General features: G+C 63.3%; 8 protein-coding genes. 1 reads left to right on the top strand and 7 read right to left on the bottom strand.

Annotation, left to right across the window (positions count from 1 at the left end; genetic code table 11):
• Positions 1–20: 20 nt before the first annotated feature.
• From J5M57_RS10555 to J5M57_RS10530, 6 genes are all read right to left on the bottom strand, one after another.
• Positions 21–266 carry a ferredoxin family protein gene (locus J5M57_RS10555; protein ID WP_003225615.1) on the bottom strand — a complete coding sequence of 82 codons (246 nt, stop codon included), beginning with the start codon at positions 264–266 and terminating at the stop codon, positions 21–23.
• 25 nt (positions 267–291) lie between these two features.
• Positions 292–2,022: a fumarate reductase/succinate dehydrogenase flavoprotein subunit gene (locus J5M57_RS10550; RefSeq protein ID WP_207848590.1), complete on the bottom strand. Its 1,731-nt coding sequence runs from the start codon at positions 2,020–2,022 to the stop codon at positions 292–294.
• Positions 2,019–2,771 carry a GntR family transcriptional regulator gene (locus tag J5M57_RS10545; protein WP_207848591.1) on the bottom strand — a complete coding sequence of 251 codons (753 nt, stop codon included), beginning with the start codon at positions 2,769–2,771 and terminating at the stop codon, positions 2,019–2,021. Before J5M57_RS10545 ends, J5M57_RS10550 begins: the two co-directional genes overlap by 4 nt.
• 276 nt (positions 2,772–3,047) lie before the next feature.
• Positions 3,048–4,016: a Gfo/Idh/MocA family oxidoreductase gene (locus J5M57_RS10540; protein WP_207848592.1), complete on the bottom strand. Its 969-nt coding sequence runs from the start codon at positions 4,014–4,016 to the stop codon at positions 3,048–3,050.
• A gap of 27 nt (positions 4,017–4,043) precedes the next feature.
• On the bottom strand, positions 4,044–4,931 hold the full coding sequence (locus J5M57_RS10535; RefSeq protein WP_207848593.1) for a Dyp-type peroxidase: 888 nt from the start codon (positions 4,929–4,931) through the stop codon (positions 4,044–4,046).
• A 142-nt stretch (positions 4,932–5,073) separates the two neighbouring features.
• A complete protein-coding gene (locus tag J5M57_RS10530; RefSeq protein ID WP_207848594.1) occupies positions 5,074–6,114 on the bottom strand; it encodes an AraC family transcriptional regulator in 1,041 nt (346 codons plus the stop codon).
• 211 nt (positions 6,115–6,325) lie between these two features.
• Here J5M57_RS10530 and J5M57_RS10525 point away from each other — a divergent pair, with 211 nt between their 5' ends.
• Positions 6,326–7,273 carry a transporter gene (locus J5M57_RS10525; protein ID WP_207848595.1) on the top strand — a complete coding sequence of 316 codons (948 nt, stop codon included), beginning with the start codon at positions 6,326–6,328 and terminating at the stop codon, positions 7,271–7,273.
• A 148-nt stretch (positions 7,274–7,421) separates the two neighbouring features.
• Here the strand turns inward: J5M57_RS10525 and J5M57_RS10520 are convergent.
• Positions 7,422–16,100: filamentous haemagglutinin family protein (locus tag J5M57_RS10520; protein WP_207848596.1), on the bottom strand; the 8,679-nt coding region annotated here is incomplete at its 5' end.

Genomic DNA, 16,100 nt, shown 5'->3' with positions numbered 1-16,100 from the left:
GCTCCTACAGGGATCGGGTTTCAGCGCAGGAGATAGGGAATATCGACCTTTACGGCCCCGGTCGGGCAGTCCTTCTCACACGGCATGCAGTACCAGCATTCATCGAACGCCATGTAGGCCTTTTGCGTGGCCGGGTTGATCGCCAGCAGGTCCATCGGGCAGACGTCGACGCACACGGTGCAGCCCTTTTCGGCGATGCATTTGTCCTCGTCGACGGTGACCGGGGCGTTGGAGCGGAAGAAGATTTCCTGGGCTTGATAGGCCATGGTTCGGACTCTCTCTGGTGATGCATCAAGCGGCAAAAGCGCCCACCCGCAAGCGGTCGTAAGCCTGCATTTCTTCGGCATCGAGCGGGATGATGTACGGCTCGACGGGCTTCTTGAAACTGGTCATCTGGCCGTCGTCACCCTTCTTCAGGTGGCAATGGCAGAACCATTCAGCGTCGTTGCGCTGCGGGTGATCTACGCGGTAGTGGTACAGGCCCCAACGGCTTTCGGCGCGGAACAGCGAGGCGCGCGCGGCCATTTCGGCGCAGTCGCGGATCACGCTGGTTTCCATCGCGCGCATCAGTTCGTGGGCGTTGTTGGCTTTCATCTGCTCGAGGTCGCGTTCGATGTCGCTGAAGCGTTGCAGACCGATCTGCATCTTCTTGGTCACTTTCGGCGGTTGCAGGTAGTCGTTGACGAAGCGTCGCAGCTTGTACTCGACCTGGGCCGGCGGCAGGCCGTGCTCACGGTCCAGCGGTGCGTAAACCCGGGCTTTTTCCTGCTCGATCTGCCCGGCATCCAGCGCCGAAAACTCGCGCCCGGCGACAAAATCCGCCGCGTTGTGCCCGGCAAACCAGCCGTAGGTGAACGCGCCGAGCATGTAGTTGTGCGGCACGGCAGCCATGTCCCCCGCCGAGTACAAGCCTTTCACCGAGGTTTCGGCACGCTCGTTGACCCACACGCCCGACGCCGAATGGCCGCTGCAAAAGCCGATCTCCGAGATGTGCATCTCGACCATCTGCGTGCGGTAATCGGTGCCGCGATTGGCGTGAAACTGGCCGCGACTCGGGCGTTCGTTGCTGTGCAGGATTTCCTCGATGTTCTGGATGGTTTCCTCGGCCAGGTGATCGAGTTTGAGAAACACCGGGCCATTGCCGCTCTCCAGTTCCTGGTGAAACTCCCACATCATCTGCCCGCTCCAGTAGTCGCACTCGATGAAGCGTTCACCCTTGTTGTTGGCGGTGTAACCGCCCAAGGGACCGGTGACGTAGGCGCAGGCCGGGCCGTTGTAGTCCTTGATCAACGGGTTGATCTGGAAGCATTCGAGGTTCGCCAGCTCGGCCCCGGCGTGATACGCCATCGCGTAGCCGTCGCCGGCATTGGTCGGGTTTTCGTAGGTGCCCATCAGGTAGCCGGAGGATGGCAGACCGAGGCGCCCGGCCGCACCGCAGGCAAGGATCACCGCTTTGGCCTTGATCACATGGAAGTCGGCGGTGCGGCAATCGAAGCCCATTACGCCATTGACCGCGCCCTCCTCGTCGGTCAGCAAGCGGGTGCAGACCAGTCGATTGGTGATGCTGACCCGTGCGCGTTTCAACTGGCGGTAAAGCACCTTCTTGATGTCGTGCCCTTCCGGCATCGGCAGCACGTAGGCGCCCATGTGGTGGACTTTTTTCACTGCGTAATCGCCGGTTTCGTCCTTCTCGAACTTCACGCCCCAGCGGTCGAGTTGCTCGATGGTTTCAAAACTGTGCGTGGCGTAGGCGTAAACCGCGGCCTGATTGACGATGCCGTCGTTGGCGATGGTGATTTCCTTGGTGTACTGCTCCGGCGTCGAGTGGCCGGGGATGATCGCGTTGTTCAGGCCGTCCATGCCCATGCTGATCGCGCCGCTGCGCTTGACGTTGGCCTTGTCCACCAGCAGCACGCGCAAGTCGCGGTTCTTTTCTTTGGCCTTGATCGCCGCCATCGGGCCGGCGGTGCCGCCGCCAATCACGACGATGTCGTATTCCTGCTCCAACGTGTTGCGCGTCATGCCTGCTCCCCTTTTTGCCGGTCGATCCGCAGGCGGTACTGGAACGCATCGCCACGGTAGTAAAGGTGTTCGAAGTCCAGCGGCTGACCGTCGGCGTCGTGGGTCAGGCGTTCGATGCGCATGATCGGCGAGCCGGCTTCGACGTTCAGCGCCTGGGTCAGGTCGCTGTCGGCCAGCACGGCGTCGATCGCCAGGTCAGCGTGGCCGAGGGCGATGCCGCAGTCGTTTTCCAGAATCAGGAAAATGTCGCGCGTCACCAGATCCGCCTTCTCCAGGCGTTCGCCGACGGCTTTGGGCAGGTAGGTGATTTCCAGCGAAATCGGCTCGCGGTTGATCAGCCGTACGCGTTTGATCTGCGCCACGGTCTCGCCTTCAGCGACTTGCAGGCGCTCGGCCACACGTTTGTCGGCAGGGATGAATTTGAAGCTGCGCAGGCGGTTGATCACCTCGTAGCCGCGCCCGGTCATGGACTCGGCGAGGCCTTGCAGGCTGCTGACGTTCTGGAAGGTTTTCGGCTTGGCGACGAAAGTGCCCTTGCCGTGGATCTTGAAGATCAGCCCTTCTTTCTGCAGATCGCCCAAGGCCTGGCGCACGGTAATGCGGCTGACTTTGAACAGCGTGCCAAGCTCGCTTTCGGAGGGCATCTGGCTGTCTTGCGGGTATTCGCCGTCGAGAATGCGCGCACGCAGGACATCGCGCAGTTGGGTGTGCAGCGGGACGCTGCTGAGGGACAGGACGTTATCGGTCATCAGGGATCACTTGTTATAACGAGTTATGACGTGATCTTAGAGACGTTATGACAAGCTTGAGAAATATTGTTTGGGCATAACCTTAGAGCTGAGCGCAGAACATGAAGATCAGTCTGATTCTGTGGCGAGGGAGCTTGCTCCCGCTGGGCAGCGAAGCGGCCCCAAAACCCGGCTGTCGCAGCCTGTCGGGTGTACCGAGGAGCATGGTTTTACGGCTGCTGCGCAGCCGAGCGGGAGCAAGCTCCCTCGCCACAGGGTTGTGGTTTAACGCGTAAATCAGTGGCGTTTGAGGATCTGGTCCATCACCCAATCGGTCTTCAGGGCTTGTGCGGCCACCGCCGGATGTTGCGAATCGCCACGGATGTGCGCGTTCATGCCGAGGACGTGATGCCACTGAATGTGGTCGTGATGGGGGATTTCCAGGCTGATGATTTCATCCGCATGAAGCTGCACGGGATGTTCATCGAATACGGAAAAACTGATCCGACCGAGGCTGCCGATAATCTCGACCCGATCCTCGCGCCGATCCGCGACAAAGCTCCAGCAGCCCATGCCCAGCGCTCCGCAGGCGAACCGCCAACTGGCGCTGACGGCATCTTCGGCGGCATACAGACCGGCTTGCCGCGCGGTGAAACCGGCGACCTCGACGATGTCGCCGAGCAGGTACTGGAACAGGTCAAAACCATGGCTGGCCAGATCGGCAAAGTAACCGCCACCGGCCACGCTCGGGTCGGTTCGCCAATTGGCGCTGCCGGCCAGATCCGCCGTCGATGGGGCCTTGGTCAGCGTCCAGCTCAGGTGCCGCACCTCGCCGATACGGCCCTGCGCCAGCCATTGCCGCACTTGTTGAAAGCGCGGCAACGAGCGGCGGTAGTAAGAGACGAACAGGTGCAGCCCGGCATCGGCGAACGCCTGCTGCATCTCGCGACTTTGCCCGGCGTTGAGCGCCATCGGTTTTTCGACGCAGCAATGCTTGCCGGCAGCGGCGACTTTCAGGCTGTAGGTGTGGTGACTGTCGGGTGGCGTGGCGATGTACACCGCGTCCACCTCGGGGTCGTTGATCAGCGCATCGACATCGGTGTAGACCCGGGCGATGCCATGGCGCGCGGCGTAATCGCTCACGGCTTCGAGGCGCCGCCCCATCACCGCCACCAGCGCCGAGCCGGGCGCCTTGTAGAAGGCCGGCCCGCTCTTGCGCTCAGTGACGCTGCCGCAACCGATCATGCCCCAACGCACCACGTCCATGGTCAACTCCTTTTGATTTGAAACGACTCAGCCCAGGCGCACGGCGCGCAGATCGAGGTGGCCGTCCTTGATGGGCGGGCACCAGTAGTAGCCACCGGTGATCGGCCGGCTGATGCGGTACAGACCGTCAGTGATGCCGTCTTCCAGCCCGCTCATCCGGCGCAGTTGTGCTTCGAAGGCATCCAGCGAAAAGCCGAAGGCGAGGAACATCAGGCCGGCGCGATCGCCTTCGATCCACGGCATCGAACGGCGCACGACGAAGGCTTCCGGGGCGAAGCTTTCCTGGGCGGTGCGTTTGACGTGGGCGGAGACTGGCGCGTCGTCGATCTCTTCGTTGTCGCTCAGGCGACGGCCCATGATGTTGTCCTTGTCTTCGCCGGACAATTTATGGAAACCCTTGAGGTCGTGCTGCCACTGCTGGATTGCGGCGAAACTGCCGCCGACCAGACCTTCGGCGCCCTCACCCAGCAACGCGGCAGCGATGGCGGCGTCGTCGTGCGGGTTTTCGGTGCCGTCTTCGTAGCCGGTCAGGTCGTGGCCTTCCTTGTGGCGGAAGGCTTCCTGCATCTCGACCAGACGCAAGGCCGGGGCCAGCGCGGCTTCAAAAGCATTGCAGCGGTTGAGCAGTTCGCCACGGTCGACACCGTGCAGCCAGACCCACAGTGCGTGTTGGGTCGACGGGTTTTCCACGCCGACGCCGCTCATCGCCGGGAAGCTGCGCAGGCCGTCGATCTGCACGTTCAAAGCCTTGACCAGGGGTTCACCGAAACCGACCACCGCCGACTTGCCGTCCACCAGGTTCAGCAAGTTGTCGAACGCCTGCGGCAGTGCTTCAACCGACTCAAGGGCGAAAAACAGGTGACGCGCTTGTGCAGGAACGGGGGTGGCGAGAATGCCCGGCTGGTAGTAACTCATGTGAACTCCTTGGAAAAGTGCGCGGGAGTTTACCTGTAGCCGGAGGATTTGTGGGGGCTCTGAAAGTCAAAAGCTCGCAGCCTTCGGCAGCTCCTACAGGGAACGGTGTAGGAGCTGCCGAAGGCTGCGATCTTTTGATCTTCTAAATGCTAGCGGTGCTCTCGGTACGCCACGCACTCGGGCTCATTCCCGTCCAGCGCTTGAACGCCCGACGAAAACTGCGCACATCGCTGTAACCCACTTCTTCGGTGATGCGCTCGATCGGCATGTCCGGATTGGCCAGCAGGCTCATGGTGCGTGCCTGACGCACCTGCTCCAGCAGCGCCTCGAAGGTCAGCGCATGCTCGGTCAGGCGCCGGCGCAAGGTGCGGCTGCTCATGTTCAAGTCGCCGGCAATCTTCTCGATATGGCTGCCCCGGCTCAGGTCCCGGGCAATCGCCCGTTCCACCGCCTGAATCAGGTCGAGTTTCTGGTGCACCTGCGCCGCTTCCAGCTCCAGCAAGGCCACAGCCTGACGCAGTGCCAGGGAATGATGATTGGGCAGGTTGACGTCCAGCCATTGCGCGTCGATCAGCATGCGATTGTGCAGACAGCCGAAGCGGACGTCCGGACCAAGCAGGCGATGGTATTCGCTCAGGTAATCCGGGGCGGCGTGCACGAATTCCACGGCAATCGGCTTGAAATCAGCCCCGGCCAGCGCCCGCCCGTACACCAGCAAACTGGCGAAAAACTCTTCGACCGCGAACACCTGCACATCAGCGAACGGCAGGCGGCATTCCGCATCAAGGTGCACCTGCCCGCCCACTACATCGACGCTGGACACCACGATCCCGCCGGAGGTGTGCTGGTGGCGGATGCCGAGTGCAAAGGCATCGCGCAAGGTCTTGCACAGCGACAACACATGCCCGAGCAGCCCCAGCGTCCCCAGCACGTTTTGCGCGCCCACCCACAGGCCGAGTCCCTGATTGGGCAGCACTTTGAGCGCGCGCTGAATCATGGCCACGGCCTGGCGATAGGAAATTCGTTGTGCCGGATCCTGCAGATCCTCGAGCGTGAAGCCCAGGCCACGGCACAGGCTTTCAGGGTCAATGCCCTTGTTGTGCACGACTTCGGCAAGGGTCTGCAGGAGGAACGGCGACACCAGCGCCAGTTCGAAGGTCGGGTCTTGGACTTTTACGTTCATGGGGGCTGACATTCCGGATCACGCTTGATTGTTATTTTTGTAACCGGTTATGTCGAAGGAAGTTAGCACAGGGGACGCGGACTGTCCGCAGAAGCCCCCCTCGATGTCCGCCAATACCCTGCCCCAACGTCCGCCAAACGCTTATTTCTATGGTACCGGCGCCCCGTGCGACCGGTGCCAGGTCCCAATCACAATAATAATGAGGACAGTTATGAGCCCGAACCGTGTGACCTCCTTCTTGCCCCTCGCGCTTTTCATGGCGGGCTGCACCCTGACGTTGCCCGCCCTGGCCACCGAAGCCGGTGTCGACAACATCGGCACCGGCACCGACGGCTTCTTCATGCTGCCACTGGAGGTCGACAGCCTTCCGGAGAACATGGTCGCGTTCAACCTCTACTACAACCATTACAAGGCGACCAAGCTCAACATCAGCTCGTTTGGCGGCAAGGTGCCGAACGTCGAGATCGAGTCCACCGCCGTGATCCCGCGCCTCGATTACCTGAGCCCGGTGCGGGTGTTCGGCGGACGCCTGGCGGGCTATATCGCCCAGCCCTGGCTCAAGCAGGAAGTGTCGGTATTCGGCCTCAGCGATACCCGCGAAGGCATGGGCGACACCACCATCGCGCCGATCATTCTGTGGGACATGGGCAAGAACCTGACCCTCGGCGCCGCCGTGGAAGTCACCGTGCCCACCGGCGAGTACAGCGTCGATCGACTGGCCAACACCAGCAACAATTTCTACACCTACAAGCCGCTGTTCTCCTTCACCTGGTTACCGACGGACAAGACCGAGGTGTCGATGAAGACCACCTACAGCTTCAACGAGAAGAACAAGGACACCGACTACAAATCCGGGCAGATCTTCCACTTCGATTATTCGGCCAGCTACAAGATCACCGACGACCTGATGCTCGGGGTCAACGGCTACTACCTCAAACAGACCACCGACGACAAACAGTACGGCCACACCGTGCAGTTCGCCGGGCAGGACGTGGATGACGGCGTGCGCGGCAAAGTGTTCGCCATCGGCCCGGCGCTGCACTTCACCTTTCTCAAATACGCCAGTGCGGAGATTCGCTGGGCCAAGGAATTCGACGTCGAAAACCGCCCCGAAGGCGAGATGCTCTGGGCGAAAGTCAGCATCCCCTACGCTTTCTGACCTCGACCTGTAGGAGCTGCCGCAGGCTGCGATCTTTTGACTTTGTCTTTTCGAAGCAAGATCAAAAGATCGCAGCCTTCGGCAGCTCCTACAGGTGATAAAAAAAGGGCGACCAAATGGCCGCCCAAACGTACTGCACGAGAGTCTTTTACAACGTCAGTTGCCCACGTTCCTCCTCGGTCAACTGCTGCTTCGCCTGTTCATCCAGCGCCCCGGCGCCCAGCACCTGCACCGGGCTGTTCGGGTTGTAACCCGGGGCCGGAGCACGGCTGGCGCCATCGCGGGACGGCGCGAGTTGTTCGTTGCCGAAGCTCAGCACCTGCACGGTGAACACCGACGCCTGGTTCTGTCGCGCCGCCGCTTGCTGCTGACGCGCGACATCTTCCGCCGCTTGGGTGGCAGACGATGCGGCGGAACTGGCCGAGGTGATCGCGCCCGTGTTCACCGCCGAGACCACCGGCACACCGGTCGCCTTGCCCTGCACCGAGATGTTCGCGGCGTTGACCACCGTCAGTGCGGCGATGTTGACGTTGCCCGAGACGCGAATCCCCGCCTCACCGGCATCGATAGTGCCCAGCGGCGCAATCAGGTCGATGTCCCCCGGTGCCACTTCGGCAATCGGGTTGAGCGTGGCGATACCGGCGCCGGTGCTCGGTACCGATGGTGACAGGGTCACGTTGCCCCAGGTGTCGTACACACGTTTCGGCGGGGTGTAGACCACAGTGGTTTTCGAGCCACGACCGGCGTTGATATCGCCCTCGGCCGACCAGCCGAGAATCGAGCCGCCAAACGTGGTCATGATCCGGCTCTGCCCCAGCAGAATGCTGCCCTGCGAATAGAGCTGAATGTTGCCCGAACCCTGAGTGATGATCCCCGCCGTGGACGGCGGCGCCGCGCCTTCGATGCCGAACACTTGGCCACCGCCCGGTGTGAGCATCTGGATGTCGCCGCCAAACAGCGTCTTGACCCCGGCGCCACCGTAAAGGGTGATGTCACCGTCGTAGCGGATCGGATTGCCGGCCACATCGGCGGTCGGGAACAGCGCCGCGATGGCGTTGCGACCGCGCAGGTAACTGCCCTTGCGCGGGCCGCCAACCTGGTTGTATTCCAGGCCACCAGCGCGCAGTTCGGCGAAGTACACCTGACGGGCGAAGATCGCCTGCTCGGCGCTTGGCAGCGCAGCGTAGAACGCTTGCGCCTGTTCGGCGTTGCCGCTGAAGCCGTAGCCCAAGGTCAGCCAGCTCTGCAGTTCGTCGAGGTAGGTCTTGACCACTTTGCCCGGCTGACCGTTGAGAGAGGCATTCGGGTCGGCGAGATTCTGCGGGTCCAGGTAGCGGGCGATGAACCGCGAGTAATCCGGCCCCTGCGCGCCCACACCGGCCTGCAATACCACGCTGGCGCCCGGCTGTTTATCGCCTGCCACCAGCAAGCCGAGGCTGGTGATGCTGGCGCGGTTTTCCATCAGGATGTTGCGACCGGCATTGATATCCAGGACGCCGGGGCCCGCGATGTCGAAGCTGCTGTAGAGGATGTCCCGCCCTGCCGATACCCGCGAAACGTCCCTGGGGTCGTCATGCACGAACAGGTTGCCGGTCGAGGTGATGCCTTCTGTTGGCGTCATGCCCATCTCGGCACTCGGCACGGTCGCAGGGTTGCCCAGGAAAGTACCGGACGCCACGATATCGCGCCCCGCCAGCATCCAGACAGGGCCTGCTGCTTCGTACCAGGTGCGTTTCGACAGGCTGAACATCAGCGTTTCACCGCTGCGAACGCCCACCAGATCGCCGGTCAAGGCATAGAACCGCGCCGGTGTCTGGACGCCGCTCAAGCCCGAGTAGCTGTTGGCGCCGAAAGCGAATAACGGATAGCGCAGGTTTTTGTCCGGCAAAACCCCGTCGCTGTTGCGATTGCTCATGATCGGCGTGGCCGACGTGTTGTTGCCGTACCCGTTGAAGGCCGGCGCGAACGGTGTGGCGATGGCCAGCGGACTGGCGCCCGACTGATTGATCGCATAGCCGCCCGCGTAGATCGAGTCCTGCGCCAACAACTCCAGTTGCCCGGTGCTGGAAGGTGCCAGCAGCAGCGAATAACCGGTTGCCGGCACCGTTCCACTGCCCTGGCTGTAGACCGCTGAAGGTCCGGCATAAATCGAACCTTGCGCCGCCACCGCCCGCAGAATCGACGGGTAGACGAAGCGTCCGTCGGTAGGCGACGTATTACGGCCGGTGACAGGGCCTTGACCTGTGACATCACCCAGTTGAGTACTCGGTGTCAGGTTGCCTCCCGCCGAAAACAGGTCGATGGCGGTGTGATCGGTCCACAACGAGAAGCCCGTCAGGCCGCCCCCCGCATGGACGACACCGTCGTCAGTGGTGAACGGCGTGGAGTTCTGCAGCCGCACCCGCCCCGGGTCCGCCGCCCCGCCCAACACCAGATCGCCGCGCGTGCTGAGGCTCATCCCCGAATCCCCCGGAATCAGCACCAGCCCACCGGAGGCGCTGCCCATCGTGGACGTGAAAGGGTCGAACGGGCGCACTTCACGAGGATCCTGGGTTGAGGCTGCGGCGCCATATTGCAGATTGATCCCGCCCAGCGCGCCGCCGGCCAGTCGCGCAGCACCGCGCAGGTTGATCAACGCGCCTTGCAGGTCGTGTTGTGCGACACCGATGCCATTCTCTCCGGCCCGGGCCTGCAATGACGGGTTCACCGATCCGCCAATGCGGATGTCCATGTCGCCGCCACCGGTCAATTGCAGGCTGCCGTCGCTGCCCACGCGCCCGGTGCTGCCGACCGCCACGACCAGCCCCTGCCCGCGCGGATAAAGGTTGGTTTTGTTAGCGTCGCCCATCGCCTTGAGCATGCCGGCATCGCCCCCCGTGCGCAGGCTGATATTGCCGCCGCCCAAGGTGCCGAAACCGGTGAAACCGACCAGGTACGGGCCGGTATCAACACTTTGATCCGGAAACGGTTGCGTCGCATAGCTACCGAAGTTGATCCACCACGCGGTCGGCACATCACTGCTGCCGGTGCCCTGACGCCAGAGCCAGTTGCCCACGGCCACACTGGGAACCTGCTCACGGGTGTCCATGTTTTGCGACAAGCCGCGACGCCCCAGTACATCGCCCGAAATCGAACCGCCGGCATTGATAGTCAGGTTGCCGCCCATTTGCGGGTACCAGGCCTGATACAGGCTGGCGCTGCCACTGACCCATTTTTCGTAGTCGCCGCCGGCACTGCCCAGCACCGAGCCGTTGTCCGACAGTTTTCCGCGAGGCTGATTGAAGCGCGGGTCGATGTCTTGCGACTGAGTGCCGGCGGTATACACGCCGTACGGCGAATCCATGCTCAGGTCGCCGGCGGCGAGCACGTCCAGATCGCCGGTGCCGGTCCGCAGCACGCTGAACATCTGTGTGTGGGTCTTTACCGTGGTACCCGGTTTGTTTTCCACGCACAGTTCCGGGAATGCACCACACCAGGCGAGTACATCATCGTCGGTCATCGGCGAGCCAGGTGGCATGCCCATCCAGTTGTCCGGTGCCCAGACCCAACGCGGCGCCGGCACACAGGAGTTCGGCGCCCAGTCGCACCACATCATTTGATCCTCGGGGACGGGGTCGCCCGGCGTGAAGCCGCCCAGGTTGCCCTCGCCCCAGACCAGGGTCGGTGGTTTTTCTGTCACGGTCAGACCGTAATGGGTGTCGGCCAGGCGCAGATTGCCATCGCTGGACACCGGTTTGATCGCCCGGCTGTCCGCGGCGTCCAGATCGGCCCCCGCCACCAAGCGCATCGACCATGACGCGCTGCCGGCCGGCAACATGCCGGCGACCGCCCAATTGCGCCCCTGGGTCGTGCCGGTCAATGGCCGCAACTCGATGAACGCCGTACCGTCCGCCAGCACGACATTGGTCATCGATGGAATCAGCGAGCCGCGCAACAGGGCCAGCGAACCGCTCAGGCGCACGCCCTTGATCCCGTTGTCGCCGGCCTCGGCGCTGCCCGGCAACGGCACGCCTTTGGGCCAGCGCAGAGCTTGCAGCGCCGTTGCGTTGTTCAAACGGATACCCGCTCCCAACCGACTGCCCGCCGGCAAGGTCACGCTGTCGGCGAGCAGCGTGCCAGCGGCATACAGCACGTTGCCCGAAGCATCGCGAACCGAGCCGGCGAGCACCGTGCCGGCGCCGAAGGTGTAAGGCGCCGCCAGCGTTGCCTCGGTCGGCAGCAGCGTGCCGCTGGCCAGCGTCGTCGCTTGCAACGGGAGGTCGTAGTTCAACGTGGCGCCGACCGGGAACAGCGTACCGTCCGCGAGCGTAACGCCCGCGCCCGGCACGATCAGATCGCCGCCGAACGGCTGAATCCCCGGCAGTAATTTCCAGCCGGCATCGTCCACGGTCTCCGGCGGCGGTGCGAAACCGTCGTTGAGGCTGCCGTGGATATCGAGGTTACCGCCCGCACGGATCACCAGGTTACCCGCCTCGCCCGAGCCGTAGACCGAAGTCTTCTGCGTGTGCGGATTCAGGCTGGCATAGCGGTAACCGGACAGGTCCACATCACCCTGCACCACCAGATCACCGTCGGCGGTTTTGCTGGCGATCTCGACCCCAGGCCGCAGATGGAAGGCGTCGGCATAAGTGGCGTTGTTCAAACCGGCCAGTTTGTTATTCAGCAAGTTGCCGTTGGCCAGCGCCGCGTCGATGAACGCCGTGCTGTCACCGTGGATGTGATCGAGATACGCCTGATCGATCACCTGATACGGACGTCCGCTGGCCGCCGGGTCCGTGCCGTCGCTGGCATCGGTATAGCGGCGCGTGGCGTTGAGGCCAATCGAGCGCGCGCCCTGAATGCTCAGGGCACCGCCGGCATCGATGGCAATGTCACCCGCGCCCAGGCGTGGTGCGTTCAGTTCCAGCGTGCCGCGCAGCAACCCGTCGGACTGCCCCGGCAGAACGCCGCGAACGGCATCGGTGCCATGGCGCAAGTCGATGCGCGCACCGCTGCCGAGGGTCAGCACGCCTTGGCCGGAGTCGAGTTCGACCATTGCCCGGTTCGGGGCGTCGATGATTTTGCCGTAGCTGTCGACCCGCAGCACACGACCATGGGCGTCAAGCACCACATTGCCTGCCAGGGTCAGACCGTTTTGCGCCGACAGGCGAATACTGCCGACTCGCTCGCCGCTGGCATCGATGAGGCCAGCCACCGTCAGCCGGCCGTTGTCTACCGAAACATTGACCTCGCCCGCCTTGAGCCCGTCGCCGATCAACAGATCGCCTTGCTTGAGCTGCAAGCTGCGGCTGCCAAAGACCTGCCCTGCGTTCAAGCGCTGATTGAGGGCCGCGAACTGCTGGCTCGGATCGCCATTGAGGTGCTGCGCGCGGATATCCACGCCACCGGTCCTGTACGGCACCAGCGTGCCGCCGGCATCGTAATAGCCGCTGCTGGCACCGAGGATATCGCCTTGCAGATCGACCATGCCGGCATCGGCGGCCAGCGCGACGGCGCTCAGGTTACCGGCCTGATGGTTCTGCGCCGACAGATCGATTCGCGAACCCGCCAGCTGGCGGATATTGCCGTCGCGGCTGTACAGCGCCACATCACCGCCCCAGCTGTACTTGTTCACATCGTTGAACGGCAAGGTGCGACCGGCCATGTCCAGATACGCGCCACCGGCGAGGGTCAGATCGTCCTCGGACTTGACCACCAGCTTGCCGCTGGCCAGGGCGATGCGACTGTCCAGCAAGACATTGCGCGCATCGAGGGTCAATTCCGCCCCCAGCGCATTGGCGGCAGGAGCTGTGCCGCCCCCCGTCAGGGTCAGGTCATTACCGGCCTTGAGCAGGTTGACCGAGCCCGCCTCTCCCGTCAGCAATGGCGTACGCAGCGTGAGATTGCCGCCGCTGTAGGCATAACCGTTGACCGGATCGAAAGCGCCCTGCGCCTGATACACCGCCAGGCTGCCCTTGTGGTTGGCGGTGATGCGTTCGCTGGCGGTGAGATTGACATCGGCAAAGCCCAGCACCAGCCGCTTGTTCTGGTCCAGACCGCTGGCCTGCGGATTGGCGCCGTAACCGAACTCGATCCGTTGCGCTTGAATATCAAGCGAACCGCGACCGGTGCCGGCGCCGCCCGTGATCACCGACCCCGGATCCTGAGTCGCACCGTTCCAGATCAGATTGGCGGTGCGAATGGACGCCACGTCGCCGCTTTCACCCAGGCCGTAAATGGCCGGGGTGCTGAGGATCAGGTTTTGCAGCTTGCTGACACCGGTCTGCGGATCCAGCGTATCGAGGCTGACACTGCCGTAGAAATTGAACGCATCGCGGCTGGTCAGGCTCAGGGTTTCCAGCGCCGGCGCGCCGAACTGTGTATCGCCCCGCAACAGGCGATTCAAGACATTCTGGTTCAGGGTCAGACCGGTCGGCACCCGGTTGCCGGCGGCGCTCAAGGCCTCGGCACTGCCGGCATTCACCGAGCCCACGGCCAGCGTCAGATGACGGGTGCCGAAGCGCACCGACTCGTCGAGCTCGAACTGCCTGTCGGTGGCAGCAGTAATGCTGCCATTGGAATAGAGCAGTGTCGGGTTGTTGCAGGCTGTCGTCGGGCAGTTGCCGATGCGGATGTCACCCGAGCCGGATGTCCTGACCGACACTTCTGGCGCCAGCACATTGGTCCAGCCGTTCGACACCACCAGCAGCCCTGCCGCACCGGGTTTGTAAATGAAGCCGGTGCTGGAATCATAAGGTGCATTGCCACGCCCCAAGGTGTTGATACCCGAGCCGGCTTCGAGGGTGATACCACCATCAGTCCGGGTGGTGCGCAGCAGCACTTCGGGTGCCGACAACACGGCGCCCTCACGCAGGGTGATCGTTGCGGTATCACCGCTGAACGCGATGATGTTGCCCGAGGTGTTGTAATCGATCGTCGGTTGCGCGCCGATGGTCAAGCGGCCGGCGCCGAGCGAATTGAGGCTGTCGGCATACAGCGACACACCTGCGAAACCTTCAACGCTCGAATGCCCCGCGCCGAGAATTTCCAAGTTCGCCGCGCCCTGCACCACGGCCGTCCCGACGACACCGCCCGTGGCCGGCTGGAACAGCGCCTGACCCTTGAAGTCCAGCGCGTTACCCGGTGCGGCGCCCCGGGACAGATTCAGTCTGAGGGATTTGCCGTCCATGGGCGCCAATGCCCGAGGCACGCCCCGACGTGTCGCATCGCTCTGGATGAACTGACTGAAAGAGGTCTCGTTGTACTGCGAGTAACGGCGCAGCACGTCGGCGGATGTCAGGATGACCTGGCTCGCCAGGCTGTCACGCAGGCCGGTATTGGCAATCGACATCTGTCCCGAACTTGTCCACGAACCATTGCGCAGTGGCAGCGCAGCGTTGGTTGCACCCGCTACCACCTGACCATTGACCTCGACCCGGAAGGCACCCGGCAACAGCGCAAACGTCGAAGGCAGCAGCGTATAGGTGCCCGCCGCCAGCCCCGGCACGCCGGCCCCGAGGGTGATCTGCTGGCCGATGCGCGGATCGACCGCCCCCGCCTCGGCGAGCATCGGCGCATAAGCACTCTGATTCCCCGGCACGATAGCGTATACCGGGTTGCTGGCCAGGCCCGGCAGGCTGAAGGTGCCTTCAACGGCATTGCGCACCAGCGGGTTGTAGCGGGCATCTGTGGAACCGCCACGCCCGGAAACGAAACCGGCACCGCGCAAATCACCGCCGCCCGACAGGTCGATCAACGCGCCACCTTGCACATCGACGTACTGCGAGGTGAGCGTCACGCCGGCGGTTTCGGCGGTGATCCCTCGAAGCAGCACGGACTTGCCGTTGTAGCGATAGTCGATGCCGTCGGTGGTGCCGCCATAAGGCATGACCAGCCCGGCGGCGCTGGCCGAGGTGATGCTGTCAGGCAACAGATGCAAGGTCTGGGTATTGAGGACCAGGTTGTCGCCCAGATTGATCATGCCCAGAGGCGCACGGATCACCCCGCCCTGCTCGATATGGGCGGCCGCCAGCGTCAGGTTGCCGAAGACCGAGTAAGGCAACGCGGCAGGCGCGGCCCCGGAACTGCTGATTCGCAGGGTCCGCTCAGGATTGGCGTCACGCTGGACACTCTGATAGCCGGCGCGCACCTCGGCGGTGACATCACTGGCGGGGTAGATCTGCGCAGCACGCAGGTTCAGGTCGCCCGGTGTCCAGAGTTCGGTTTTCTCGACGTTGCCGGTGGGTGCCAGAAAGCGCAGATCGCCTCGACTGTCGAGCGTGACCTGTTCAAAGCCACGCCGCCCGACCTCCAGCGCCGGGCCGCTCAGTTGCACGATTGACCCGGCCGTGCCGAACGACAGACTGTTGCCCAGATCCAGCAGGTCTGCCGTGGCGGTGAAGTGTGCCAGCGCCACTGCGGTGGTCGGATTGTTCATCACCTGTGGCCGGATATTGCCGGGGGCATCGAAATATTTGCCCGTCCCCGACAGGCGCACGTAAGGCGCGGACAGATTGATCCGTGCGCTCTCTTGCGAGCCGTCGGCCAGCGACAAGGCCCCGGCATACAGGCTCAGGCTTTGATTCATGTGCAGATCGACGTTGCCGTCGAACGACAGCAGACCGTTGCTCAGCACGCTCAGGTTGTCGAACCCGCCGGACATCAACTGATCGGCGCCCAGACGGGCACGACCGTATTGCAACTCAGGCGCGGCTTCCCCCGCTTGCAGGCTGGCCGGCAGCAGCGACGGGCCGGCCTCCTGGCCGATGACGATTTCGCGCGGCACGCGAACGTCGTTGCTCGCATCGCTGCGCAGATAGCTCGGTGTTTCCAGCGCAATGTCCAGTCG

This window comes from Pseudomonas sp. 86_A (assembly GCF_017491705.1).
Classification (GTDB): domain Bacteria; phylum Pseudomonadota; class Gammaproteobacteria; order Pseudomonadales; family Pseudomonadaceae; genus Aquipseudomonas; species Aquipseudomonas koreensis.
This window is presented reverse-complemented; position numbering and strand designations above follow the sequence as displayed.